This window comes from Rhizobium hidalgonense, assembly GCF_002914525.1.
Classification (GTDB): Bacteria; Pseudomonadota; Alphaproteobacteria; order Rhizobiales; family Rhizobiaceae; genus Rhizobium; species Rhizobium hidalgonense.
Map to the genome: position 1 here is coordinate 68,730 of NZ_LODW01000127.1, position 23,053 is coordinate 91,782.

The 23,053-nt window shown below is 62.6% G+C and carries 19 protein-coding genes and 1 other RNA gene; 19 read left to right on the forward strand and 1 reads right to left on the reverse strand.

Annotated features, from left to right (window positions below; genetic code table 11):
• The first annotated feature begins 10 nt into the window (after window positions 1-10).
• From ATY29_RS33835 to murB, 14 genes are all read left to right on the forward strand, one after another.
• A complete protein-coding gene (locus ATY29_RS33835; RefSeq protein ID WP_097534102.1) occupies window positions 11-1,186 on the forward strand; it encodes an NAD(P)/FAD-dependent oxidoreductase in 1,176 nt (391 codons plus the stop codon).
• Window positions 1,187-1,239: 53 nt separating this feature from the next.
• Window positions 1,240-1,637, forward strand: an RNA gene (gene rnpB / locus ATY29_RS33840) — RNase P RNA component class A.
• Window positions 1,638-2,063: 426 nt separating this feature from the next.
• Window positions 2,064-2,501: a division/cell wall cluster transcriptional repressor MraZ gene (gene mraZ / locus ATY29_RS33845; RefSeq protein ID WP_164895913.1), complete on the forward strand. Its 438-nt coding sequence runs from the start codon at window positions 2,064-2,066 to the stop codon at window positions 2,499-2,501.
• Window positions 2,502-2,518: 17 nt separating this feature from the next.
• On the forward strand, window positions 2,519-3,544 hold the full coding sequence (gene rsmH, locus ATY29_RS33850; RefSeq protein WP_003565066.1) for a 16S rRNA (cytosine(1402)-N(4))-methyltransferase RsmH: 1,026 nt from the start codon (window positions 2,519-2,521) through the stop codon (window positions 3,542-3,544).
• 1 nt (window position 3,545) lies between these two features.
• Window positions 3,546-3,995 (forward strand): cell division protein FtsL, encoded by a 450-nt coding sequence (gene ftsL, locus ATY29_RS33855; protein WP_003565063.1) that lies wholly within the window; start codon window positions 3,546-3,548, stop codon window positions 3,993-3,995.
• The gene (locus ATY29_RS33860; RefSeq protein ID WP_025416637.1) at window positions 3,995-5,755 is read left to right on the forward strand and encodes a peptidoglycan D,D-transpeptidase FtsI family protein; all 1,761 of its coding nucleotides are present in this window, start codon (window positions 3,995-3,997) and stop codon (window positions 5,753-5,755) included. The genes ftsL and ATY29_RS33860 overlap by 1 nt, the downstream gene beginning before the upstream one ends.
• Before the next feature lie 6 nt (window positions 5,756-5,761).
• Window positions 5,762-7,282, forward strand: coding sequence for a UDP-N-acetylmuramoyl-L-alanyl-D-glutamate--2,6-diaminopimelate ligase (locus ATY29_RS33865; RefSeq protein ID WP_193550387.1), 1,521 nt, complete (start codon window positions 5,762-5,764; stop codon window positions 7,280-7,282).
• A complete protein-coding gene (locus tag ATY29_RS33870; protein ID WP_097534104.1) occupies window positions 7,279-8,718 on the forward strand; it encodes a UDP-N-acetylmuramoylalanyl-D-glutamyl-2,6-diaminopimelate--D-alanyl-D-alanine ligase in 1,440 nt (479 codons plus the stop codon). Before ATY29_RS33865 ends, ATY29_RS33870 begins: the two co-directional genes overlap by 4 nt.
• Window positions 8,719-8,740: 22 nt before the next feature.
• The gene (mraY, locus tag ATY29_RS33875) at window positions 8,741-9,841 is read left to right on the forward strand and encodes a phospho-N-acetylmuramoyl-pentapeptide-transferase (RefSeq protein WP_003565055.1); all 1,101 of its coding nucleotides are present in this window, start codon (window positions 8,741-8,743) and stop codon (window positions 9,839-9,841) included.
• A 7-nt stretch (window positions 9,842-9,848) separates the two neighbouring features.
• The gene (gene murD, locus ATY29_RS33880) at window positions 9,849-11,261 is read left to right on the forward strand and encodes a UDP-N-acetylmuramoyl-L-alanine--D-glutamate ligase (protein WP_097534105.1); all 1,413 of its coding nucleotides are present in this window, start codon (window positions 9,849-9,851) and stop codon (window positions 11,259-11,261) included.
• A gap of 1 nt (window position 11,262) precedes the next feature.
• Complete coding sequence (gene ftsW / locus ATY29_RS33885; RefSeq protein WP_003565051.1) at window positions 11,263-12,417, forward strand: putative lipid II flippase FtsW; 1,155 nt, start codon at window positions 11,263-11,265, stop codon at window positions 12,415-12,417.
• A 6-nt stretch (window positions 12,418-12,423) separates the two neighbouring features.
• Window positions 12,424-13,548, forward strand: coding sequence for an undecaprenyldiphospho-muramoylpentapeptide beta-N-acetylglucosaminyltransferase (murG, locus tag ATY29_RS33890; RefSeq protein WP_097534106.1), 1,125 nt, complete (start codon window positions 12,424-12,426; stop codon window positions 13,546-13,548).
• Window positions 13,545-14,960, forward strand: coding sequence for a UDP-N-acetylmuramate--L-alanine ligase (gene murC, locus ATY29_RS33895; protein WP_003565047.1), 1,416 nt, complete (start codon window positions 13,545-13,547; stop codon window positions 14,958-14,960). The genes murG and murC overlap by 4 nt, the downstream gene beginning before the upstream one ends.
• Entirely contained in the window at window positions 14,957-15,931 is a 975-nt protein-coding gene (gene murB / locus ATY29_RS33900; RefSeq protein ID WP_003565045.1) for a UDP-N-acetylmuramate dehydrogenase, read from the forward strand. Before murC ends, murB begins: the two co-directional genes overlap by 4 nt.
• Window positions 15,932-15,934: 3 nt before the next feature.
• Here the strand turns inward: murB and ATY29_RS33905 are convergent, their stop codons facing one another.
• Window positions 15,935-16,864 (reverse strand): UDP-glucose 4-epimerase family protein, encoded by a 930-nt coding sequence (locus ATY29_RS33905; RefSeq protein ID WP_097534107.1) that lies wholly within the window; start codon window positions 16,862-16,864, stop codon window positions 15,935-15,937.
• A gap of 215 nt (window positions 16,865-17,079) precedes the next feature.
• Here ATY29_RS33905 and aqpZ point away from each other — a divergent pair, with 215 nt between their 5' ends.
• From aqpZ to ftsZ, 5 genes are all read left to right on the forward strand, one after another.
• The gene (gene aqpZ / locus ATY29_RS33910) at window positions 17,080-17,766 is read left to right on the forward strand and encodes an aquaporin Z (protein WP_097534108.1); all 687 of its coding nucleotides are present in this window, start codon (window positions 17,080-17,082) and stop codon (window positions 17,764-17,766) included.
• Between the two features lie 227 nt (window positions 17,767-17,993).
• On the forward strand, window positions 17,994-18,920 hold the full coding sequence (locus ATY29_RS33915; RefSeq protein WP_097534109.1) for a D-alanine--D-alanine ligase: 927 nt from the start codon (window positions 17,994-17,996) through the stop codon (window positions 18,918-18,920).
• Complete coding sequence (locus tag ATY29_RS33920) at window positions 18,908-19,840, forward strand: cell division protein FtsQ/DivIB (protein WP_025416629.1); 933 nt, start codon at window positions 18,908-18,910, stop codon at window positions 19,838-19,840. Before ATY29_RS33915 ends, ATY29_RS33920 begins: the two co-directional genes overlap by 13 nt.
• Window positions 19,837-21,168 (forward strand): cell division protein FtsA, encoded by a 1,332-nt coding sequence (gene ftsA / locus ATY29_RS33925; RefSeq protein WP_003565034.1) that lies wholly within the window; start codon window positions 19,837-19,839, stop codon window positions 21,166-21,168. Before ATY29_RS33920 ends, ftsA begins: the two co-directional genes overlap by 4 nt.
• A gap of 55 nt (window positions 21,169-21,223) precedes the next feature.
• The gene (ftsZ, locus tag ATY29_RS33930) at window positions 21,224-22,939 is read left to right on the forward strand and encodes a cell division protein FtsZ (protein WP_003565032.1); all 1,716 of its coding nucleotides are present in this window, start codon (window positions 21,224-21,226) and stop codon (window positions 22,937-22,939) included.
• The last annotated feature ends 114 nt before the right edge of the window (window positions 22,940-23,053 follow it).

A 23,053-nucleotide genomic window follows, 5' to 3' on the forward strand; every position in this document is an offset into this window, starting at 1 on the left:
GAGGTGCGATATGGCAGTCGATTTCAGGTTCATCGTTATCGGCCGCGGCATGATGGGTGCCGCGGCCGCAAAATATCTGGCACGCCAGACGGATGGCGTCGCCGTCATCGGCCCTGATGAGCCCGATGACCGCAGGACGCATCAAGGCGTCTTTGCCAGTCATTACGACGAAGGCCGCATCACCCGCACCATCGATCCGGATCGCGACTGGGCGCTGCTGGCCAATCGCTCGATCAGCCGCTACGACGAGATTGCCCGCGACAGCGCCGTCGACTTCTATAGAGAAATCGGCTGTGTCGTTGTCGCGCCTGACGGAAGCGACTATCTCGAAAGAACCCGGCAGGCCGCCGTTTCGCTCGGCGTCGAGACCAGTCTTCTCGACGAGGCCGGATTGAAGGCCGCCTTTCCCTTCTTCGCCTTTCCCGATGGCGCCGCCGGCGTCTTCGAGGCGAAGGGCGCCGGCCATATCAGCCCGCGCAGCCTGGTCAAGGCACAGTCGATGCTGGCGGAAAAGGCAGGTGCCGCCATCATTCGAGACCATGTCGTCTCGATCCGCAGCGAGGGCGGGTCGGCTGTCGTCCGGACCGCAGGCGGTCGGAGCTATCGCGGTGAAAAGGTGTTGCTGGCAGCGGGCGGATTTTCCATTGCGCAGAATCTGTTGGCGCGTCCGGTTGCGATGACGGTTTATGGTAGGACGGTAACGCTTTTCGAGGTGAGCGAGACCGATGCGGCGCGTCTTGCGGCCATGCCCTCGCTCATTCTCGATGTGCCCGGTATCCATATTTATCTGCTGCCGCCGATCCGTTATCCCGACGGCAAATTCTACCTGAAGATCGGCGGCGACCCCGACGATCTGGCGCTCGGCGACGAGATGGAGATGCGCGCCTGGTTCAGAACCGAGGGGCGCGAGACCGTTCGCGCATATCTCGAACGCATCGTCGAAGCTCTCGTGCCCGACATGGCGCCGCTCTCGATTTCGACGGCAGCCTGCGTCGTGTCGCAGACGCAAAGCGGCTACCCGATGATCGGTTATACTTCATCGCCTGGAATCGCGGTGCTGACGGGCTGCGCCGGCACCTCGGCCAAGAGCTCGGACGAAATCGGCCGGCTTGGGGCCGAGCTGCTTTTAGCAGGCAGAATCAGCGAACAGGGCTACTCCACGGATTTCACACCGCAATTTCGCTAATTAAATTCTGATTTCGGTGGCAATTACCGTTTCTGTCGTTTATGGGAGCCCTGCCAGTTGGCTGGGCAGCCGCGCTTTATCAATGCCGAAAGGCGGTAGGGTGAGGAAAGTCCGGGCTCCACGGAAACACGGTGCCGGATAACGTCCGGCGAGGGCGACCTCAGGGAAAGTGCCACAGAAAGCAAACCGCCTGTCATGACAGGTAAGGGTGAAAGGGTGGGGTAAGAGCCCACCGCATCTCCGGCAACGGAAATGGCACGGTAAACCCCACCGGGAGCAAGACCGAATAGGGATGACGCGGGCGGCCGAAAGGCCTTCCGGCCGGTTTCCAGGCCAGTCATCCGGGTGGGTTGCGCGAGGCAGCGTGCGAGCGCTGTCCCAGAGGAATGGCTGCCACGTTCCGGTTCACGCCGGAGCCATACAGAACCCGGCTTACAGGCCAACTGGCGATTAACTCTTGTGGCGCGATCAAGCCCTGACTTCAAGAATCACTTCCCCGTAAACTGCTGAAATAGAATGTTTTCAAGTGGATGCTTATGCACTCCGCCTGTTGAAAATTCTTTTTTCAAAAGCGCCGCTGCGCGCCATCGCGAGAGGGCGATCCTAACCCTTTGTTAAACTTAACGGCTTATAAATTTTTGATCATGCGTCTATTGCAAAATGGGCGTATCCCATTGACGCCCATATGGTCCCATGCTATCCCAAATGCGCACTGCACCGGGGCAATCACCTGCCCATTCATCGCAAAGCAAAGGCGTCTTCCTCTCCGGAAGCGTCGGAGGGGTTTTCACTCGTCCGGCTTGCGAAGCTGTGCCTGATATCGGGAGTTTCGGGCGTCTTTTGGTCCGGATCCCTGCGGGAACGGATGTTTCGTGTGATGAGCCGCTTCCTTTCGAATGCGACCAACAGGATCGATGCCAAGGGCAGGGTTTCCGTGCCTTCGGCGTTCCGTTCCGTGCTGGTGCAGCGCAATGTTCTGGAGCTCTATTGCTTCCAGGACTTTGTGTTTCCGGCGATCAGTGTCGGCGGTCCGGATCTTCTCGAAAGATTCGAACGGCAGATTGCTGCGGAGGATCCGTTTTCGCCGGATGCGAACGAGATGTCGCTTCTCATTCATGGAGGCGGGGTCTTCATGAGGCTCGACGCCGAGGGGCGGCTGATGGTCACGGATTTCATTCGCGGCTTTACCGGCATCTCGGACGAAGTGACTTTCGTCGGTCGGGCGGATCATTTTCAGCTCTGGCAGCCGCAGGCTTTTGTGGCTGCGCAGGCGCAGGCACGAGGGGAGCGCAAGCTGGCGGGCAAGCGTTCCTGAAAGAACGAGGGAACGGAATGGTGGCGAATCCTGGCGGAGGTTCAACTGATGCCGGTGGCGGACCGGTTCGTCACATTCCTGTTCTTCTCGATGAGGTGCTTTCAGCGCTGGCGCCTGCGCCCGGCAAGCTCATCCTCGACGGTACCTTCGGTGCGGGTGGTTATAGCTCCGCCATTCTTGCGGCCGGCGCCGAGGTGATCGCGCTCGACCGTGATCCCAGCGCGATTGCATCGGGCCAGGCAATGGTTGCCGCCCATGGTGGCCGTCTCAAGCTCGTTCATTCGCAATTTTCGCATCTTGCCGATCATGCGCCGCAAAGTGGGCTTGATGGCGTCGTGCTCGATATCGGCGTTTCCTCCATGCAGATCGATGAGGCCGAGCGCGGCTTCTCTTTCCAGAAGGACGGGCCGCTCGACATGCGTATGTCGGCTGCAGGCGTTTCGGCGGCCGATGTCGTCAATCGCGCCAAGGTCGCCGATCTCATCCGCATCTTTCATTTCCTCGGTGAGGAAAGCCAGTCGCCGCGCATCGCGCATGCGATCGAGAAGCGCCGCGAGGAAAAGCCGTTCGAAACAACGCGCGATCTTGCCGGCCTCATCGAGCTGGTCACACCGCGCAAGATGAAGGACAAGATCCACCCGGCAACGCGCGTCTTCCAGGCTTTGCGCATCTTCGTCAACGATGAGCTCGGCGAACTCGCGCAAGCGCTGTTTGCGGCGGAAGCGGCGCTGAAGCCGGGCGGCCGGCTCGTTGTCGTCACTTTTCATTCGCTCGAAGACCGCATCGTCAAGAAATTCTTCTCCGACCGCGCCGGCAAGGCATCTGGCTCGCGGCACCTTCCGGTCGCGCACGAGCGGGCGGCAACTTTCGCGGCGATCGGCAAGCCGATGGTTTCGGCAAGCGAGGCGGAGGCGGAGATCAATCCGCGCGCCCGCTCCGCCAAACTGCGCGCCGGCCTGAGGACGGATGCCGCCGCCGAGGCTGCGGATATGTCGCTCTTCGGGTTTCCCAATCTCGCCAGTCTCGGAAAGCTTGGAGGTTGATATGCTGAAAACGTTCGATCTCGTACTCATCGGCGTCATGACGGCCACCGCCGCCGTCACCTACACGATCAAGCATCGCGCCGAATTGAAGCTCGAGGAGGTTCATCGCCTCGAAGCCGAGATCAAGCTCGAGGAAGACACGATCGACCTTCTCAAGGCCGACTGGGCGCTGCAATCGCAGCCGAACCGGCTAGAGCGGCTGGTCAAGGCCTATGACGACGAACTGCAGCTGCAACCGACGCAATCGACGGCGCTGGTGCATGCCAAGGAATTGCCGATGCTGAAGTCCGAGGTTCCCGTGCCCGACGTGACCGAGGCCAAGGCCGGCGCCAAAGGCGCGAGCCTGGCCGGCGCGACGGTCGCGACGAAGGCGCAGCCCGTTCCCAAGCCCGCGCCGCGCGCCGAGCCGGAGGACGATGCAGACGAGATCGAAACAGGGTCGGTGGAATAATGTCGTTTCTTTCCCGCATCATGGTTTTGAAGAGCCAAGCGCATTTCTCCGCCGGCGTTTATAACCGGTTCGGCGGTCCTTCGCCCGCCGGCCTAGCGATCGAAGGATCCCGCAAGAAGAAGTCGGGGCAGGCAAAAAGCCGTGTCGGCCTGCTGATCCTCGGCTTCATGGGGATTTACGTGATTATCGGCGGCCGCCTCGTCGAATATGCGATGAAGGATCAGGAAGTCGTCTCCAGCATCCTGCCGCCCGATCGGCTGATGGCCTCGCGCCCCGACATACTCGACCGCAACGGCGAGGTGCTGGCGACTGACATCCGCACCGTCTCGCTGTTTGCCGAACCCAACAAGATCGTCGATGCCGACGAGGCGGTCGAGAAGCTTGCGACTGTTCTGCCCGAACTCGACGTCCGGGATACCTATAAGAAGCTCTCGGTCAAAACCTCGCATTTCGCCTGGCTGCGCCGGCAGCTGACGCCGAAGCAGCAGAGCCAGATCCTGGCACTCGGCATTCCCGGCATCGGCTTCCGGCCGGAAAAGCGCCGCTTCTATCCGGGCGGTTCGACCGCCGCGCATATCCTCGGCTACGTCAATATCGACAACCGCGGCGTCGCCGGCATGGAGAAATATATCGACGATCAGGGGCTTGCCGATTTGGCCTCGGTCGGCATGACCAGCGACCAGCCGCTTGAACCGGTGCGGCTTTCGATCGACCTGCGCGTCCAGAACATCGTCCGGGACGCAGTCGTCAACGCCGTCAACAACTTCCAGTCTAAGGGGGCGGGTGCTGCCGTCATCGACGTGCATACCGGGGAAGTGCTGGCCATGGCCTCGGCGCCGGATTTCGATCCGAACGATCCGCAGGAAGGGGCTAAAGAGGGCTGGCTCAACCGGATGACCAACGGCACCTTCGAAATGGGATCGACCTTCAAGACCTTTTCGCTGGCGATGGCGCTCGACACCGGCAAGGTGAAGATGACCGACACTTTCGATGCCAGCAAGTCGATCTATATCGGCGGCTTCACCATCCACGATTTCCACGGTCAGCGCCGCTGGCTGACCGTACCCGAGATTTTCCAGTATTCCTCGAATATCGGCACGGCGCGCGTCATCGATATCGTCGGCATCGACGCGCAGAAAGACTATCTGACCAAGTTCGGCCTGCTGACCAAGATGCAGACCGAACTGCCTGAGGTGAAGATGCCGAGCCAGCCGAGGGTTTGGAAGAAGATCAACTCGATCACGATTTCCTTCGGCCACGGCGTCTCGACGACGGCACTGCAGACAGGGGTGGCGGCCGCGGCTCTCGTCAATGGTGGCAAGCTGATCGAGCCGACATTCCTGCCGCGCACGCGCGACCAGGCCGATGAGATCGCCACGCAGGTCATCAAAAAGACGACCAGCGACGAAATCCGCTATCTGCTCGATTTCAATGGATACAAGGGATCGGGCCGCGTCGCCCGCGTGCCGGGCTTTGCCGTCGGCAGCAAGACCGGGACGGCCGACAAGGTGGTGAACGGCCGCTATTCCGCGACCTTGAACTTCAACTCGTTCATTGCCGCATTCCCCATCAACGATCCGAGATATGCGGTGATCACCTTCTGCGACGAGCCGAAAACCGGCGAGAAGCAATATGGCGGAACGATCTCTGCCGGTACCGCAGGCCCGATCGCCCGCGAGATCATCAGCCGCGCAGCTCCTATCCTCGGCATCGAGCCGAAATTCGGGGAGGGCGGATCGGCCTTGCTGGTGTCTTATTGAGTGTGAATGAATATCGACGCCGATTCGCGAGGGGTGGACCGGCTTCAAGAGAGAAAAATGCATTCGATGAAATTGCGAGACCTGGCCGGAGATCAGTTTCCGGAAATTGAAGCACAGCTCGAAGGCCCGGCAGGTCTGCTCGATATTTCAGGCCTGTCTTCAGATAGCCGTCATGTGGCGCCGGGCAATGTCTTCGTGGCGGTCGCCGGCACCAAGGCTGATGGTGCGGGCTTCATCGCCGATGCCGCCGGCCGGGGTGCCGCCGTCGCGGTCGCCTCCCAGGCCGTCGAGGCTTCCATCCCGGTGCTTGTGGTCAGGGAGCCGCGCCGCTTCCTGTCGATCGCCGCTTCGCGCTTTTTCGGCAGACAGCCGGAGACCATGGTCGCCGTCACCGGCACGGCGGGCAAGACTTCCGTCGCTTCCTTCACCCGGCAGATCTGGGCGCATGCAGGGCTTACGGCGGCGATGATCGGCACAACCGGTGTCGTCTCGCCGACTCGCAACGAATATGGTTCGCTGACGACGCCCGATCCGGTGTCGCTGCACAAGCTCCTGGCGGAACTCGCCGGCGAAGGTGTCACGCATGCGGCGATGGAGGCTTCCAGCCACGGTCTCGACCAGAGCCGGCTCGACGGCGTCAAGCTTGCCGCCGCCGCCTTCACCAATCTCGGCCGCGACCACATGGACTATCATCCCACGGTCGAGGCCTATATGGCCGCCAAGATGCGGCTTTTCGATATGCTGCTGCCGAAGGGTGCACCGGCGGTGATCTTTGCCGACGATCCGTGGTCGGCTGAGGCGATCAAGGCGGCTGCGGCAGCCGGTCACGACGTGCGCACCGTGGGGCGCAAGGGCGATTACCTCTCCTTGAAACGCGTCGAGCACTTCCGCCACAAGCAGACGGCCGAAATCCATATCGACGGCGAGATCTTCGAGGTGGACATTCCGCTGGCCGGCGATTTCCAGGTGGCCAACGCGCTGGTTGCGGCAGGGCTTGCCATGTCGACCGGCGTAGCGGCGAAGGTTGCGATGGCCGCACTCGAGAAGCTCGTCGGCGCGTCCGGCCGTCTCGAACTGGTCGGCCATACGAAAGACGGTGCGCTCGCCTATGTCGACTACGCCCACAAGCCTGACGCGCTGGAAAACGTGCTGGGCTCGGTCCGGCCCTTCACCACCGGCCGTGTCGTCGTCGTCTTCGGCTGCGGCGGCGACCGTGATCGCGGCAAACGGCCGATCATGGGCGAAATCGCCTGCCGACTTGCCGACGTCGTTATCGTCACCGACGACAATCCGCGCTCGGAGGAGCCGGCCTCGATCCGGGCGGAGATCATGGCGGCAGCATCGGGCGCCTCGGAAATTGCCGATCGCGCCACGGCGATCCGCGAGGCTGTGGGCATGTTGAGATCCGGCGATACGCTGATCGTCGCCGGCAAGGGGCATGAGGAAGGGCAGACAATCGGCACGGTCACGCTGCCGTTCTCCGATCATGCGGAGGTGCGCAAGGCCTTGGAGGAACTGCAATCTTGAGCTGGCTCTGGACGACCGAAGATATGATCGCAGCAATGGCGGGGCGCCCCTTCGGCGCCCTGCCCGAAGGCATCACCGGCATTTCCATCGACAGCCGCTCGATTGCTCCAGGCGAGGCTTTCTTCGCGATCAAGGGCGACCGTGTCGACGGTCACGACTACGCATCGATGGCGATGGCGAACGGCGCCTCCCTTCTCGTCGTCAGTGAGGCGCGGCTTCCGGCCATGGGCCGGCTGACGGTGCCGATGATCGTCGTCGAAGATGTGCTCGCCGCACTCGGCCGGCTCGGCCTTGTCTCGCGCCAGCGCTCCAAGGCCCGGATCATTGCGGTGACGGGATCTGTGGGAAAGACGACGACCAAGGAAATGCTGCGGCACGTGCTGTCGTCCTCCGGCAAGGTGCATGCTTCCGTCGCCTCCTTCAACAACCATTGGGGCGTGCCGCTGACGCTGGCGCGCATGCCTGAGGATACGGATTACGGTGTCTTCGAAGTCGGGATGAATCATCCCGGCGAGATCCGGCCGCTGGTCGAGATGATCCGTCCCGATGTGGCCATCATCACGACAATCGCACCGGCGCATCTCGGCAATTTCAAGAACATCAAGGAGATCGCTGCCGCCAAAGCGGAGATCTTCGAAGGGCTCGAGCCCGGCGGCCATGTCGTGCTCAACCGCGACAACGACCAGTTTAATTTCCTCGATCGTACGGCGCAGTCGCTCGGCATCGAGCATATTCATTCTTTCGGCCAGCACGCCAAGGCTGAATTCCGGCTGGCGGAATTCAACGGCTCGGACGAGAATTCGACGCTGTGGCTGACGATCGGCGGCGAGACGCTGGAGGTCGCGATCGGCGCGCCCGGCCGCCATATCGCCGAAAATGCGCTCGCAGCACTCGGGGTCGTCAGGATCGTCGGCGCCGACATGGGAAAGGCGATCGAAGCGCTGGCGACGCTGAAGCCGGAAAAGGGCAGGGGCAAGCGCCACCGCCTTTCGATCGGCAATGGCAGGGACAGCTTCACGCTGATCGACGAGAGCTACAATGCCAATCCAGCTTCGATGCGGGCGGCGATCGCACTGCTGGCGGCCTCCGAGCCGGCCGGCCGCGGGCGCCGTATCGCCGTGCTCGGCGACATGCTGGAGATGGGCGACTATGCGCAGAAGGTCCATACCGATCTCGCCGTGCCGCTGCTTGCAGCCGGCATCGCACATGTCTGGCTCGCCGGCGCAGAGATGGCGGCGCTCAAGGAATCATTGCCGGAAAGCGTCCATGTCGAGTATCGCGAGAACACCGGCGAATTGGCGGATTATGTACTGGACTCGGTCGCACCGGGCGACGTGTTGATGGTGAAATCGTCTCTGGGCATCGGTTTCGGCAAGATCGTCGCCGCGCTCCTTGACAAGTTCCCGCCATTTTCCGACACGCAACGCGAACTTTGATCGGGTAAACAAGGGGCCCTGAATGCTGATCTGGCTTGTCGAACTGTCGGAATATTTCAAATTTCTGAACCTGTTCAGATATATTACCTTCCGTACAGGCGCCGCTCTTTTCACCTCAGCGCTGATCGTCTTCCTGTTCGGGCCGACCATCATCAATTCGCTGCGCATCCGGCAAGGCAAGGGCCAGCCGATCCGCGCCGATGGGCCGCAGACCCATTTCAAGAAGGCCGGCACGCCGACCATGGGCGGGCTGATGATCCTTGCCGGCATCGTCGGCGCATCGCTGCTCTGGGCCGATCTCTCCAACGTCTATGTCGTCGCCACCTTGCTGGTGACGCTCGGCTTCGGCGCGATCGGCTTCTACGACGACTATCTCAAGGTGACGAAGCAGAGCCATATGGGCTTCTCGGGCAAGGCGCGCCTCGGCATCGAATTCGTCATTGCCGGCATCGCCGTCTATTTCATGATGCGTACTGCCCTTGCCTCGGGCGTTGCCGGTTCGACCTTCGGCTCGTCGATCGCCTTTCCTTTCTTCAAGGACTTCATGATCAATCTCGGCATCATGTTCGTCGTCTTCGGCGGCTTCGTCATTGTCGGTGCCGGTAATGCCGTCAACCTGACGGACGGCCTCGACGGGCTCGCCATCGTGCCTGTGATGATCGCCGCCGCCTCCTTCGGCGTCATCGCCTATCTCGCCGGCAACGTGGTTTTTGCGAACTACCTGCAGATCAATTTCGTGCCCGGCACCGGTGAGCTTGCCGTCGTGCTGGGCGCTGTCATCGGCGCCGGCCTTGGCTTCCTCTGGTTCAATGCCCCGCCGGCCGCCATCTTCATGGGCGACACGGGGTCGCTGGCCCTCGGCGGTACGATCGGCACCGTCGCCGTCGCCACCAAACACGAGATCGTCATGGCGATCATCGGCGGCCTCTTCGTCATGGAGACGCTCTCGGTCATCATCCAGGTCGGCTTCTTCAAGATGACCGGCCGGCGCGTCTTCCTGATGGCGCCGATCCATCACCACTTCGAGAAAAAGGGCTGGACCGAGAGCCAGGTGGTGATCCGCTTCTGGATCATTGCCGTCGGTCTTGCCATGCTCGGCCTCTCGACGCTGAAACTCCGGTGAGGCGGCGATGATCCCGATCACGACGCTCAAGGACAGGAAGGTCGCGCTCTTCGGGCTCGGCGGCTCCGGCCTCGCCACCGCCCGGGCGCTGGTTTCAGGCGGCGCCGAGGTGACCGCATGGGATGACAATCCGGACAGCGTCGCCAAGGCTTCGGCCGAAGGCATCAGGACGGAAGATCTGCACACTATCGACTGGAGCCAGCAGGCGCTGTTCGTGCTGTCGCCCGGCGTGCCGCTCACTCATCCGAAGCCGCACTGGACCGTCGATCTTGCGCGCGCCGCCGGCGTCGATATTGTCGGCGATGTCGAGCTCTTCGTGCGCGAGCGCCGCGCCCATGCGCGGGATTGCCCGTTCATCGCCATCACCGGCACCAACGGCAAGTCGACGACGACGGCGCTGATCGCCCATATTCTGAAATCGGCGGGTTATGACACGCAGCTCGGCGGCAATATCGGCACCGCCGTTCTGACGCTCGATCCGCCGAAGGCCAAGCGTTATTACGTTGTCGAATGCTCCTCCTACCAGATCGATCTGGCGCCGACGCTGAACCCTTCGGCCGGCATCCTGCTCAACCTGACACCCGATCATCTCGACCGTCACGGCACGATGCAGCATTATGCCGACATCAAGGAACGGCTGGTCGCCGGCAGCGATGTGGCGATCGTCGGCATCGACGACAGCCATTCGGCCTTAATTGCCGACCGCGTCGAGCGGGCAGGCGTCAAGGTGGTGCGCATTTCGCGCCGCAACGTGGTGGCATCAGGCATTTACGCCGAGGGCACCAGGCTCATTCAGGCAGCCGGTGGCGCCATGCTGCCCTTCGCCGATCTCGACGGCGTCCAGACGCTGCGCGGCAGCCATAATGCGCAGAACGCCGCCGCAGCTGTGGCCGCCTGCCTTGCCGTCGGTGTTTCCGCTGACGACATCCGCGCCGGCCTTGCCTCGTTCCCCGGCCTCAAGCACCGCATGCAGCCGGTGGGGCAGCGTGGCCGCGTCGTTTTCGTCAATGATTCCAAGGCGACCAATGCCGATGCTGCCGCACCTGCTCTTTCGAGCTATGATCGCATCTACTGGATCGCCGGCGGCCTGCCGAAATCAGGCGGCATCACCACGCTTGCTCCCTATTTCCCGCGCATCGCCAAAGCCTATCTGATCGGCGAGGCGGCCGCGGAATTTGCAGCCACGCTCGGCGAGGCCGTGCCTTACGAGATCTCGGGCACGCTGGAGCGAGCGGTTGTGCATGCGGCGGCCGATGCCGAGCGCGACGAGGCGGCCGCTTCGGTCGTTATGTTATCCCCGGCTTGCGCAAGCTTCGACCAGTATAAGAATTTCGAAGTCAGGGGTGAAGCCTTCGTCGGACACGTGGCAGCACTTGACGGAATTGCGATGCTGATCCGTTCGGCAACAGGAGAGAAATGACATGGTAAGCCGCGCGGAACGTGGGCCTCTGGCCGATTGGTTCTGGACCATCGACCGCTTCTTCCTGGCGATGTTCATTTTCCTGATGGGCATCGGCTTCATGCTGTCGTTTGCGGCTTCTCCTGCGGTTGCCGAGCGCATCGGGCTCGAGCCCTTCCACTTCGTCAAGCGCCATGCCGCCTTCATGATCCCGTCTATCTCCGTCATGCTCGGACTGTCGTTCCTGACACCGCGGCAGGTGCGGAGAACGGCGATCCTGCTGCTGATCATCTCGCTCGCGATGATGGTGCTGGTGCTGTTCGTCGGGCAGGAGGTCAAGGGCGGCAGGCGCTGGATCTGGATCGCCGGCCTTTCCATCCAGCCGTCGGAATTCATGAAGCCCGCCTTCGTCGTGGTTTGCGCCTGGCTGTTTGCCGAACATGCGCGCCAGCCGGAAATTCCCGGCAATCTCTTCGCCATCATCCTGTTTGCCATTGTCGCGGCGCTGCTCGTCGCGCAGCCTGACCTCGGCCAGACCATCCTGACGACGGCCGTCTGGGGCGGGATGTTCTTCATGGCCGGCATGCCGTGGATCTGGATCATGCTGCTCGGCATTGGTGGTGCTGGCGGCCTGCTCAGCGCCTATTACGTCTTCCCGCACGTGGCGTTGCGAATAGACAAGTTCATGACCGGCGAAGGCGACACTTTCCAGATCGACACGGCGCGCGAGGCGATCATCCGCGGCAGCTGGTTCGGCCAGGGACCGGGCGAGGGCATCGTCAAGCGCATCATTCCGGATGCGCACACCGACTTCATCTTTTCGGTCGCGGCTGAGGAGTTCGGCATTGTCTTCTGCATGGCGCTGGTGGCGCTGTTTACCGTGCTGGTGTTGCGCGGCCTCTCGCATGCCTATCGCGAGCGCAACGACTTCAATCGCTTCGCCGTTGCCGGCCTGGTGCTGCAGATGGGCATCCAGTCGATCATCAATATCGGCGTCAATCTCGAACTGCTGCCGGCAAAAGGCATGACGCTGCCGCTGATTTCCTACGGCGGCTCGTCGATGGTGGCGATCTGCGTCACCGCCGGCTTCATTCTGGCGCTGACGCGCCATCGACCGGAAAAACGTGCGCAGGATCGGAGCCTTTTCCGCGTCCCGCACGGCATGCCGGCGGAGTAAAAGCTTATGAGCAAAGGCATCGTGCTGCTTGCCGCCGGGGGAACCGGCGGCCATGTGTTCCCGGCGGAGGCGCTGGCCTTTAAGCTGAAGGACCGCGGCTATTCGGTGCATCTCGTCACCGACAGCCGGGCCGAGCGTTATGCCGGCAAGTTCCCGGCCGAGGAGATCCATGTCGTGCCGTCGGCAACGATCGGCTCGAAGAATCCGGCTGCCGTCGCCCGTTCACTGTGGACGCTGTGGAGCGGTATGCGGGCGGCAAAGACGCTGATCCAGCGGCTGAAGCCTGTCATCGTCGTCGGTTTCGGCGGTTATCCCACCGTGCCGCCGCTGCTTGCCGCCACCCGGCTTGGCGTGCCCGCGATGATCCACGAGCAGAATGCCGTAATGGGCCGCGCCAACAAGGCCCTGGCGACCCGCGTGCAGGGTATCGCCGGCGGTTTCCTGCCGGAAGGCGGCGGCGCCTTCCCGGAGAAGACGGTGACAACAGGCAATCCGGTCCGCCCGGCAATCATCGCCGCCGCCGAGGTGCCTTACACGCCCTCGCATACCGGCGAAGCCTTCAATCTCGTCGTCTTCGGCGGCAGCCAGGGTGCGCAATATTTCTCCAAGGCGATGCCGACGGCGATCAGCCTGCTCGAAGACGCGCTTCGCCTGCGGCTGCGCATCACCCAGCAGGTGCGCCCCGAGGATATGGAAATGGTCGGCGGCTGTGTCGCGCAGTTGGAGATGGGGGCCGACATCGCCCCCTTCTTCACCGACATGGCCGAGCGGCTGGCAAAGGCGCACCTCGTCATCTGCCGTTCCGGCGCTTCGACCGTTTCGGAAATCTCGGTCATCGGCCGGCCTGCCGTGCTCGTGCCCTACCCGCATGCTCTCGATCACGACCAGGCGGCCAATGCCGCCGCACTGGCGGCCACCGGCGGGGCGAAAGTGATCTCCCAGTCGGAGCTTTCGCCGGAGAAGATCGCGGCGATCCTGACAGCTGTGATGAACGACCCGGAAAAGCTTGCGCATATGGCGGCGGCGGCGAAACGCGCCGGCAAACCCGATGCCGCGAACTTGCTTGCCGACATGGTTGAGGCTATTGCCGCCAAACGGACAATAGCGGAATTCAAGAGGACACGCGCATGAAACTGCCGAAGGCGATCGGTCTCGTCCATTTCATCGGTATCGGCGGCATCGGCATGAGCGGTATCGCCGAGGTGCTGCACAATCTCGGCCATAAGGTGCAGGGATCGGACCAATCAGACAGCGCCAATGTCCAGCGCCTGCGCGATAAAGGCATCGAGGTGTTTGTCGGCCACCGGGCGGAAAACCTCGGTGATGCCGAAGTCGTCGTTGTCTCGACGGCGATCAAGAAGAGCAATCCGGAACTGATCGCCGCGCGCGAAAAGCTGCTGCCGGTGGTGCGTCGTGCCGAAATGCTCGCCGAGCTGATGCGTTTCCGCAATGCGATCGCCATCGGCGGCACGCATGGCAAAACGACCACCACCTCGCTGGTCGCCACGCTGCTCGAAGCCGGCGGTCTCGACCCGACCGTCATCAACGGCGGCATCATCAACGCCTACGGCACCAATGCCCGTATGGGCGAGGGCGAGTGGATGGTGGTCGAGGCGGACGAATCGGACGGCACCTTCCTGAAGCTTCCGGCCGATGTCGCCGTCATCACCAATATCGACCCGGAGCATCTCGACCATTACGGCAATTTCGACGCCGTGCGCGCCGCCTTCCGGCAGTTCGTCGAGAATGTGCCGTTTTACGGCTTCGGCGTCATGTGCCTCGACCATCCCGAGGTGCAGTCGCTCGTCGGTCGCATCGAGGACCGCAAGATCATCACTTACGGCGAGAACCCGCAGGCCGACGTGCGCTTCACCAATGTGCGCATCGACGGCACACGCTCGATCTTCGATGTCGCCATTCGCCGCCGCCGCACCGGCCAGGTGATCGAGCTCAAGGGGCTGGTCATGCCGATGCCCGGGCGGCATAATATATCCAACGCAACCGCGGCGATCGCCGTCGCCAACCGGCTCGGCATATCGAGCGCCGATATCGCCAAGGGGCTCGCCTCCTTCGGCGGCGTCAAGCGCCGTTTCACGCTGACCGGCGAATGGAACGGGGTGCAGATCTTCGACGACTACGGCCACCATCCCGTCGAGATCAAGGCAGTGCTGCGCGCTGCCCGCGAAGCCTGCAAGGGGCGCATCATCGCGGTTCACCAGCCGCACCGCTACAGCCGCTTGGCAAGCCTGTTCGAGGAATTCGCCGCCTGCTTCAACGACGCCGACAGCATTTTCCTGGCGCCGGTCTATGCGGCGGGCGAAGATCCGATCGAGGGAATCGATTCCGTGTCGCTGGTCTCGCGGATCAAATCCGGCGGCCATCGCGACGCCCGCTTTCTCACCTCGGCGGAACTTCTGCCGCAGATGGTTGCGGAGGTTGCAAAGCCTGGCGATTTCGTGGTTCTGTTGGGGGCTGGGAGCATCACATCCTGGGCGGCGGCGCTGCCCAAGCAACTGGAAGGCCTATCGGGAAAGTCCGCATGAAACAGGTGAATGGGGAAAAGCTTCTCGCGTCTCTTGGAGACGGTGTAAAGGATATTCGCGGTCGTATCACCCCGGATGCCCCCATGGACCGCGTCACCTGGTTCAGGGCCGGCGGCTTGGCCGAACTGATGTTCCAGCCGCACGACATCGACGATCTCGTCGCCTTCCTGAAGATATTGCCGGAAGAGGTGCCGCTGACGGTGGTCGGCGTCGGCTCCAACATCCTGGTGCGCGACGGCGGCATTCCTGGCGTCGTGCTGCGCCTGTCGGCCAAGGGCTTCGGCTTCGTGGAGCTTGCCGGCGAAAACCGCATATTGGCCGGCACCATCTGCCCGGATAAACATGTGGCGGCGATGGCGATGGACAACGGCATCGGAGGCTTTCATTTCTTCTACGGTATTCCGGGCAGCATCGGAGGCGCGGCGCGCATGAATGCCGGGGCCAACGGCGTCGAGACGCGCGAGCGGCTGATCGAGGTCAACGCGGTCGACCGCAAGGGCAACAAGCACGTGCTTTCCAATGCCGAGATGGGCTACTCCTATCGGCATTCCACAGCGCCTGCCGACCTGATCTTCACCTCGGTGCTGTTCGAGGGCTATCCTGAGGATCGCGCCCAGATCCGCGCCGAGATGGACGCCGTTCGCAATCACCGCGAGACGGTACAGCCGATTCGCGAAAAGACCGGCGGCTCGACCTTCAAGAACCCGGCGGGCCATTCGGCCTGGAAGCTGATCGACGAGGCGGACTGCCGCGGTCTCGTTATCGGCGGTGCGCAGATGTCGTCGCTTCATTGCAACTTCATGATCAATATGGGGCAGGCGACCGGCTACGATCTCGAATATCTCGGCGAACAGGTGCGCCGCGAGGTCTTCGAGAAAGAGGGCATCAAGCTCGAATGGGAAATCAAGCGCCTCGGCGTCTTCATGCCCGGCCGCGAAGTGCGCCCGTTCCACGGCGTCACCAGCGAATAAGTATTACGTCACGGCAAGCTTCAGACCTTCGCGCGGGGTGACGACGGGCGACCAGTCGAGCACGTTGCGGGCGTGGGATATGTCGACTTGCAGGGAGCCGCAAAGGCGCTGGTAGACGGCGTCTTTTCCCGTTGCTCTCGCGCCCAGCTGCAGCAGTGCGGGCGGGAAGGGGAGCAGCATCGGTTTGACACCCAAGCCTGCGGCAATCCCTTCGATGAGCCCGGGCGTTGAAAGATCTTCTCCGTCGCCGGCGAGAAAGGTCTGGCCGGCAGCGCCCCGGTGCGTCATCGCCGCGACGATCAGATCGACGAGATTTGGAAGCGCAACCAGCGTTCGGCGGTTCTTCAGTGACGCGAAGGGGAGCGGTATTCTTTTGCGGACAAGTCCGACGAGCAGGGCGAAGTTGCCCCTGGCGCCGGGCCCATAGACGAGCGGCGGCCGAATGATGACGACTTCGATGCCTGTACGCTTGGCGATTTCATGCAGCCCGATTTCACTTTCCATCTTCGAAACGCCATAGGGATCAAGCGGCATCGGCGTGTCGTCGTGGCGGAAGGGCCTGTCGTTCTCTTCACCATTGACCTTGATGCTGCTGATGAAGACGAACCGCTTTACCCCGGCGCGTGCGGCCTGTTCGGCGAGGTTCAGCGTGGCGGCGGTGTTGATCCGGCGGAATTCCGTCAGGGGATCGGCTGCGCGGTCATTCATGATGTGCACGCGGGCGGCGAGATGGACGACGACATCAACACCGTCGAGAGCTGCCGTCCAGTCCGTTTCGCTTGTTATGTCGATGGGGAAATTCCGCATATCTGCCGGAAACCTGGCGGTTGCGGATCGCGTCGTCACCCGAAGCTCCCACAGCCGCTCTCGATGCAGTCTGTCGACGAGAGGCCCGCCGACAAAGCCGGCCGCGCCGGTAATGAGGCATCGCATGATCTGTTCCCCGCTTTACCTGAATGCTCCGGTTACCCGGAAGTGTCGGCCGCATCAATAAAAAAGCCGCGCTGGCCGTCAGGCTTCCTCGCAAGCGCCGTTTCACGATCCTTGCGTGAAGCTTGCCGAAGTATTTCCCGCCGGCTTGACCGGTCTCGAATTGTGGCGGATTCACTGTGACCTCTCTGGTTGAGGTTGAGGTTGAGGAGGCGCGCATGCAAAAGAGTCTGGTTGCCGAGTTTCTCGGCACGTTCTGGCTTGTCTTCGGCGGATGCGGCAGTGCCGTCCTGGCCGCGGCCTATCCCGAGCTAGGTATCGGTTTTGTCGGGGTGGCCTTTGCTTTCGGCCTGACCGTGCTCACCATGGCCTATGCCGTGGGCGGCATTTCGGGCGGCCATTTCAACCCCGCCGTCTCCCTTGGTCTGACCGTTGCCGGACGGTTTCCCGCCGTGCGCCTCCTTCCCTATATCGCCGTCCAGCTTGTCGGCGCCGTCGCCGCGGCAGCGCTGCTCTATCTCGTTGCCACCGGCAAGGCGGGTTTCGAACTCGGCGGCTTTGCCGCCAACGGCTATGGCGATCATTCCCCGGGCGGTTATTCGCTGCTTTCGGCACTGCTGATCGAAGTGCTGCTGACAATGTTCTTCCTGATCATCATCCTGGGATCGACGGGCAGCCGGGTGCCTGCGGGCTTCGCGCCGCTGGCGATCGGCCTCGGGCTGACGCTGATTCATCTCGTTTCCATCCCCGTGACCAATACCTCGGTCAATCCGGCACGTTCCACCGGCCAGGCGCTTTTCGTCGGCGGCTGGGCGTTGCAGCAGCTCTGGCTGTTCTGGATTGCACCGCTTGCGGGCGGCGCGCTCGGCGGTCTCGTCTGGAAATTCCTCGACGACGCCGACTGACTGCAGGATCCGGAGCTATCCCGTTGAGCCCGCGCGATTTTTTTGCGCGGGCTTTTTTGTCGGCACGGACAAATGCCGCGCATGGGAAGAGGAAGTTAACGAAAGTAAACACTTCATTAACCATAATGATGCTCTAATGCATTCGGGTCGGGCAAAGGCCTGACGCGGCGCCGACAGCTTCGCGCAAGCGTCTATTTCGAGAATGAAAGTTATTTTTGGGGGTGTTGATGAGTCGCAAGCATGTCGCGGTCCTGATGGGCGGATTTTCCTCGGAACGGCCTGTCAGCCTTTCCTCGGGAAAGGCTTGCGCAGGGGCCCTCGAAGCGGAAGGCTTCGACGTGACATGCATCGATGTCGCGCGTGACGTTTCCGAGAAGCTTGCTGCGCTGAAGCCCGATGTCGTCTTCAACGCGCTGCATGGGCCTTTCGGCGAAGACGGCACCATCCAGGGCATCCTCGAATATCTCGAAATCCCCTATACGCATTCGGGTGTGCTTGCCTCGGCGCTGGCAATGGACAAGGACAAGGCGAAGCTTGTCGCTGCCGCCGCCGGCATTCCGGTCGCCGAATCACAAGTCATCAATCGTTTCGCCTTTCCCTCGACGCACCCAATGAAGCCGCCTTATGTGGTGAAGCCGGTGCGTGAGGGTTCGAGCTTCGGCGTCGTCATCGTCACGGAAGATCAGGCGCATCCGCCGCAGGTCGTCAGTTCGCCCGAGTGGCACTATGGCGAAGCGGTGCTCGTCGAGCGCTACGTCTACGGCCGCGAACTGACCTGTGGCGTCATGGGTGAGACGGCGCTCGGTGTCACCGAGGTGGTGCCGCAGGGCCACAATTTTTATGATTACGATTCCAAGTACGCGGCGGGCGGTTCAAAACACGTCATCCCGGCGAAAATTTCACCGAATATTTACCAAAAAATACAAACATTGGCCCTAAGGGCGCATCAGGCAATCGGTTGTCGCGGCGTCAGTCGGTCCGACTTTCGTTACGACGATCGTTTCTCCGAAGACGGCGAAATCATCTGGCTGGAGGTCAATACCCAACCAGGCATGACTCCAACCTCGCTTGTGCCCGAAATGGCCGGTCATGCCGGTTATTCCTTTGGTGAGTTTCTCCGGTGGATGGTGGAGGACGCGTCTTGTTTGCGTTGACAGTCAAGAGGATAGGGCGCCCCAGCCATCATGCCGTGCTCCCGGTCATGGAAGCCGAAGAGCGGTTCGTGCTGCCGCGTCCGCTGCGCCGCGTCACCCGTTTCCTGATCAGCCTCGGCAGCGGCCGCATCTACATCCCGGCCCATACGGGCACGGTTTCGGCGTTGGCTTTCCTGGCTGCGACCGGGCTTTACGGCATGTCGCTTGGCGGCCACACCGAAGCCGTCGCGCAGGCGACGACGACGGCGGCGGGTTTTGCAATCGAGGACGTGAAGGTCTCCGGCAATTCGGAGACCTCCGAAATCGAAATCCTGCAGCTGATCGGCCTCGACGGCACCACCTCGCTGGTTGCCCTCGACGTTGATGCCGCCCGCCGGAAGATCGCGCATCTGCCCTGGGTGGAAAGTGTCGAGGTCCGCAAGATCTATCCGAAGACGATCGAGGTAAAGCTCAAGGAGCGCCAAGCCTACGCGATCTGGCAGCACGGGCAGGAGCTGTCGCTGATCGAGAAGAATGGCAGCGTCATTGCACCGCTACGCGACAACAAGTTTTCGGCGCTGCCGCTCGTCGTTGGTCGCGATGCGGAAACGGCAGCGGCGTCGCTCGACGACGCCTTCGCCAAGTGGCCCGACGTGAAGGCCCGCGTGAAGGCCTATGTCTGGATATCAGGCCGTCGCTGGGACCTGCACATGGATAATGGCGTCGTCGTCAAGCTGCCGGAAGACGGTATCGACCAGGCGCTGGCAACGCTTTCGAAATTCGACAAGGAGCACCAGCTCCTGGAGCGGGACATTGCTGCGGTCGACCTCAGGCTGTCCGACAGGACCGCAATTCAGCTGACGCCGGAGGCTGCGGTCCGCCGGCAGACGGCGGTGACGGAGCGTACCAAGGAATTGAAGAAGGCGGGGCAAAATATATGAGCTTGTTCGGTTCATCCCATTTCGGATTGCCGCGCCTGAAGCCGCTTTCGTCGAAGCGGTCGCATGTCGTTTCGGTGCTCGACATCGGCTCGACCAAGGTCGTCTGCATGATTGGCCGGCTGACGCCGCGCGAGGAAAGCCAGATCCTGCCGGGCCGCACGCACAATATCGAGATCATCGGCATCGGGCACCAGCGTTCCCGCGGCATCAAGACCGGCGTAATTGCCGATCTCGATGCGCTGGAAGGCGTCATTCGCCTGGCCGTCGACGCGGCAGAACGCATGGCGGGGCTGACAGTCGAGAGCCTGATCGTCAATCTGACGGCCGGTCGACTCGGCAGCGACATCTACACCGCGACGATCGATCTCGGCGGCCAGGAAGTCGAACTCAATGATCTGAAGAAGGTGCTGTCGGCCGCCTGCCAGCAGTCGCTGCGCCAGGACCGTTCGGTGCTGCATTCGCTGGCGACCGGCTTTTCGCTCGACGGCGAGCGCGGCATCCGCGATCCGCTGGCGATGTATGGCGATGCGCTCGGCGTCGATATGCATGTCGTGACGGCGGAGCGCTCGGCGTTGAAAAACCTCGAGCTCAGCGTCAACCGCGCGCATCTGTCGGTCGAGGGCATCGTCGCGACGCCCTATGCATCGGGCCTTGCGGCTCTCGTCGACGACGAGGTCGAGCTCGGCTGCGCGGCGATCGACATGGGCGGCGGCACGACGACGATCTCGGTCTTTGCCGAAGGCAAGCTCGTTCATACCGATGCCGTCGGCCTTGGCGGCCATCACGTCACAACCGATCTGGCGCGCGGCCTTTCGACCCGCATCGAGGACGCGGAGCGGCTGAAGGTCGTGCATGCCACGGCGCTTTCGAATTCTTCCGACGAGCGCGAGCTGATCTCGATCCCGCCGATCGGCGAGGATGATCGCGACCAGCCGTCGCAGGTGCCGAGGGCGCTGGTTTCGCGCATCGTTTCGGCCCGGATCGAAGAGACGATGGAACTGATCCGCGACCGCATCCAGCGCTCCGGCTTCAGCCCGATCGTCGGCAAGCGCGTCGTCTTGACCGGCGGCGCGAGCCAACTGACCGGCCTTGCCGATGTGGCGCGCCGCATCCTTGCCCGCAACGTCCGCATCGGCCGTCCGATGGGCGTCTCGGGACTGCCGACGGCGGCCAAGGGCCCGGCCTTTTCGACGGCCGTCGGACTGATGATCTATCCGCAGGTCGCGGACATGGAGACACATGCGTCACAGAGCGGTCTGCTCATGTCGCTTGGGGGAAATAACAGCCGCATAGCCCGGATGGGCCAGTGGCTGAAGGAAAGCTTCTGAAATTGAGTGATTGGCCGGCGTGGCGATGCGGCCAGAGAGAGAAGGAACAGGTACCATGACCATCAAGCTGCAAAAGCCTGACATCACAGAGCTGAAGCCGCGCATCACCGTATTCGGCGTTGGCGGCGGTGGCGGCAACGCCGTCAACAACATGATCACCGCCGGTCTCCAGGGCGTCGACTTCGTCGTCGCCAACACGGATGCCCAGGCGCTGACCATGACGAAGGCCGAACGGGTCATCCAGCTCGGCGCCAACGTCACCGAAGGTCTCGGCGCCGGGTCGCAGCCGGAAGTCGGCCGGGCGGCCGCCGAAGAGTGCATCGACGAGATCATCGATCACCTGAACGGCACGCATATGTGCTTCGTCACCGCCGGCATGGGCGGCGGCACCGGCACCGGCGCTGCGCCCGTCGTCGCACAGGCCGCCCGCAACAAGGGCATCCTGACGGTCGGCGTTGTCACCAAGCCGTTCCATTTCGAAGGCGGGCGCCGCATGCGCCTGGCCGAGATGGGCATCCAGGAACTGCAGAAGTCTGTCGATACGCTGATCGTCATTCCGAACCAGAACCTCTTCCGCATTGCCAACGACAAGACGACCTTCGCCGATGCCTTCGCGATGGCCGACCAGGTTCTCTATTCGGGCGTTGCCTGCATCACCGACCTGATGGTGAAGGAAGGTCTGATCAACCTCGACTTCGCCGACGTCCGCTCGGTCATGCGCGAAATGGGTCGCGCTATGATGGGCACCGGCGAAGCCTCCGGCTCCGGCCGCGCGCTGCAGGCCGCCGAGGCCGCAATCGCCAACCCGCTGCTCGACGAAACCTCGATGAAGGGCGCCCAGGGTCTGCTGATCTCCATCACCGGCGGTCGCGACCTCACCCTCTTCGAAGTCGACGAAGCCGCGACCCGCATCCGCGAGGAAGTCGATCCCGACGCCAACATCATCCTTGGCGCCACCTTCGACGAATCGCTTGAAGGCATTATCCGCGTATCCGTCGTCGCAACCGGTATCGACCGGGCGATCAGCGAGGCAGCCGAGCGCAACCTTCAGCCGGCCGCGAGGCCTGCTATCCGTCCCTCCGCGGCTGTTGCTCCGGCAGCGGCCGCAGTCCAGCCTGCCCCCGTGATGCAGGCACCGAAGGTCATGGATCCGATCGCGCAGACCATCCGCGAAACCGAGATGGAACGCGAGCTCGAATTCCCGGCCCCGCGTGCCGCCACACCGGTACAGCAGCCTGTGGTCCAGCAGGAAACCTTCCGTCCGCAGAGCAAGATCTTCGCGCCTGCACCGGAAGCTCCGGTGCTGCGTCCTCAGGTGCAGCAGCAGGCTCCGGCGCCCGTCATGAGCCAGCCGGTCATGAGCCAGCCCGTCCAGCAGCAGCCGGTCCGGCAGGAGCCGATCATCCGCCAGGCGCCCGAACCGATGCGCATGCCGAAGGTCGAGGATTTCCCGCCGGTCGTCCAGGCCGAACTCGACCACCGCACGCAGCCGGCTTCCGCGCACGCAGCGGAAGAGCGCGGTCCGATGGGCTTGCTGAAGCGAATCACCAATTCGCTTGGCCGCCGCGACGACGAAGCCGTTGCCGCCGACATGACTGCCGCACCGCCGGCCGCTTCGCAGCAGCGCCGTCCGCTGTCGCCTGAAGCGAGCCTCTACGCACCGCGCCGCGGCAATCTCGACGAGCAGGGCCGGGCGGTTCCGCAGGCCCGGATGATGCAGGAAGACGACCAGCTGGAAATCCCGGCGTTCCTGCGTCGCCAATCGAATTGAGCGGCTGATCAGCAGCTTTTATGCCCGGGATCCAGGTCCCGGGCATTGCTGTTTTTCAGCCCGTGATTCGCAAGCGATTTCAATCGTGTGACTTCGTAACAAAGCGAAAGAAAC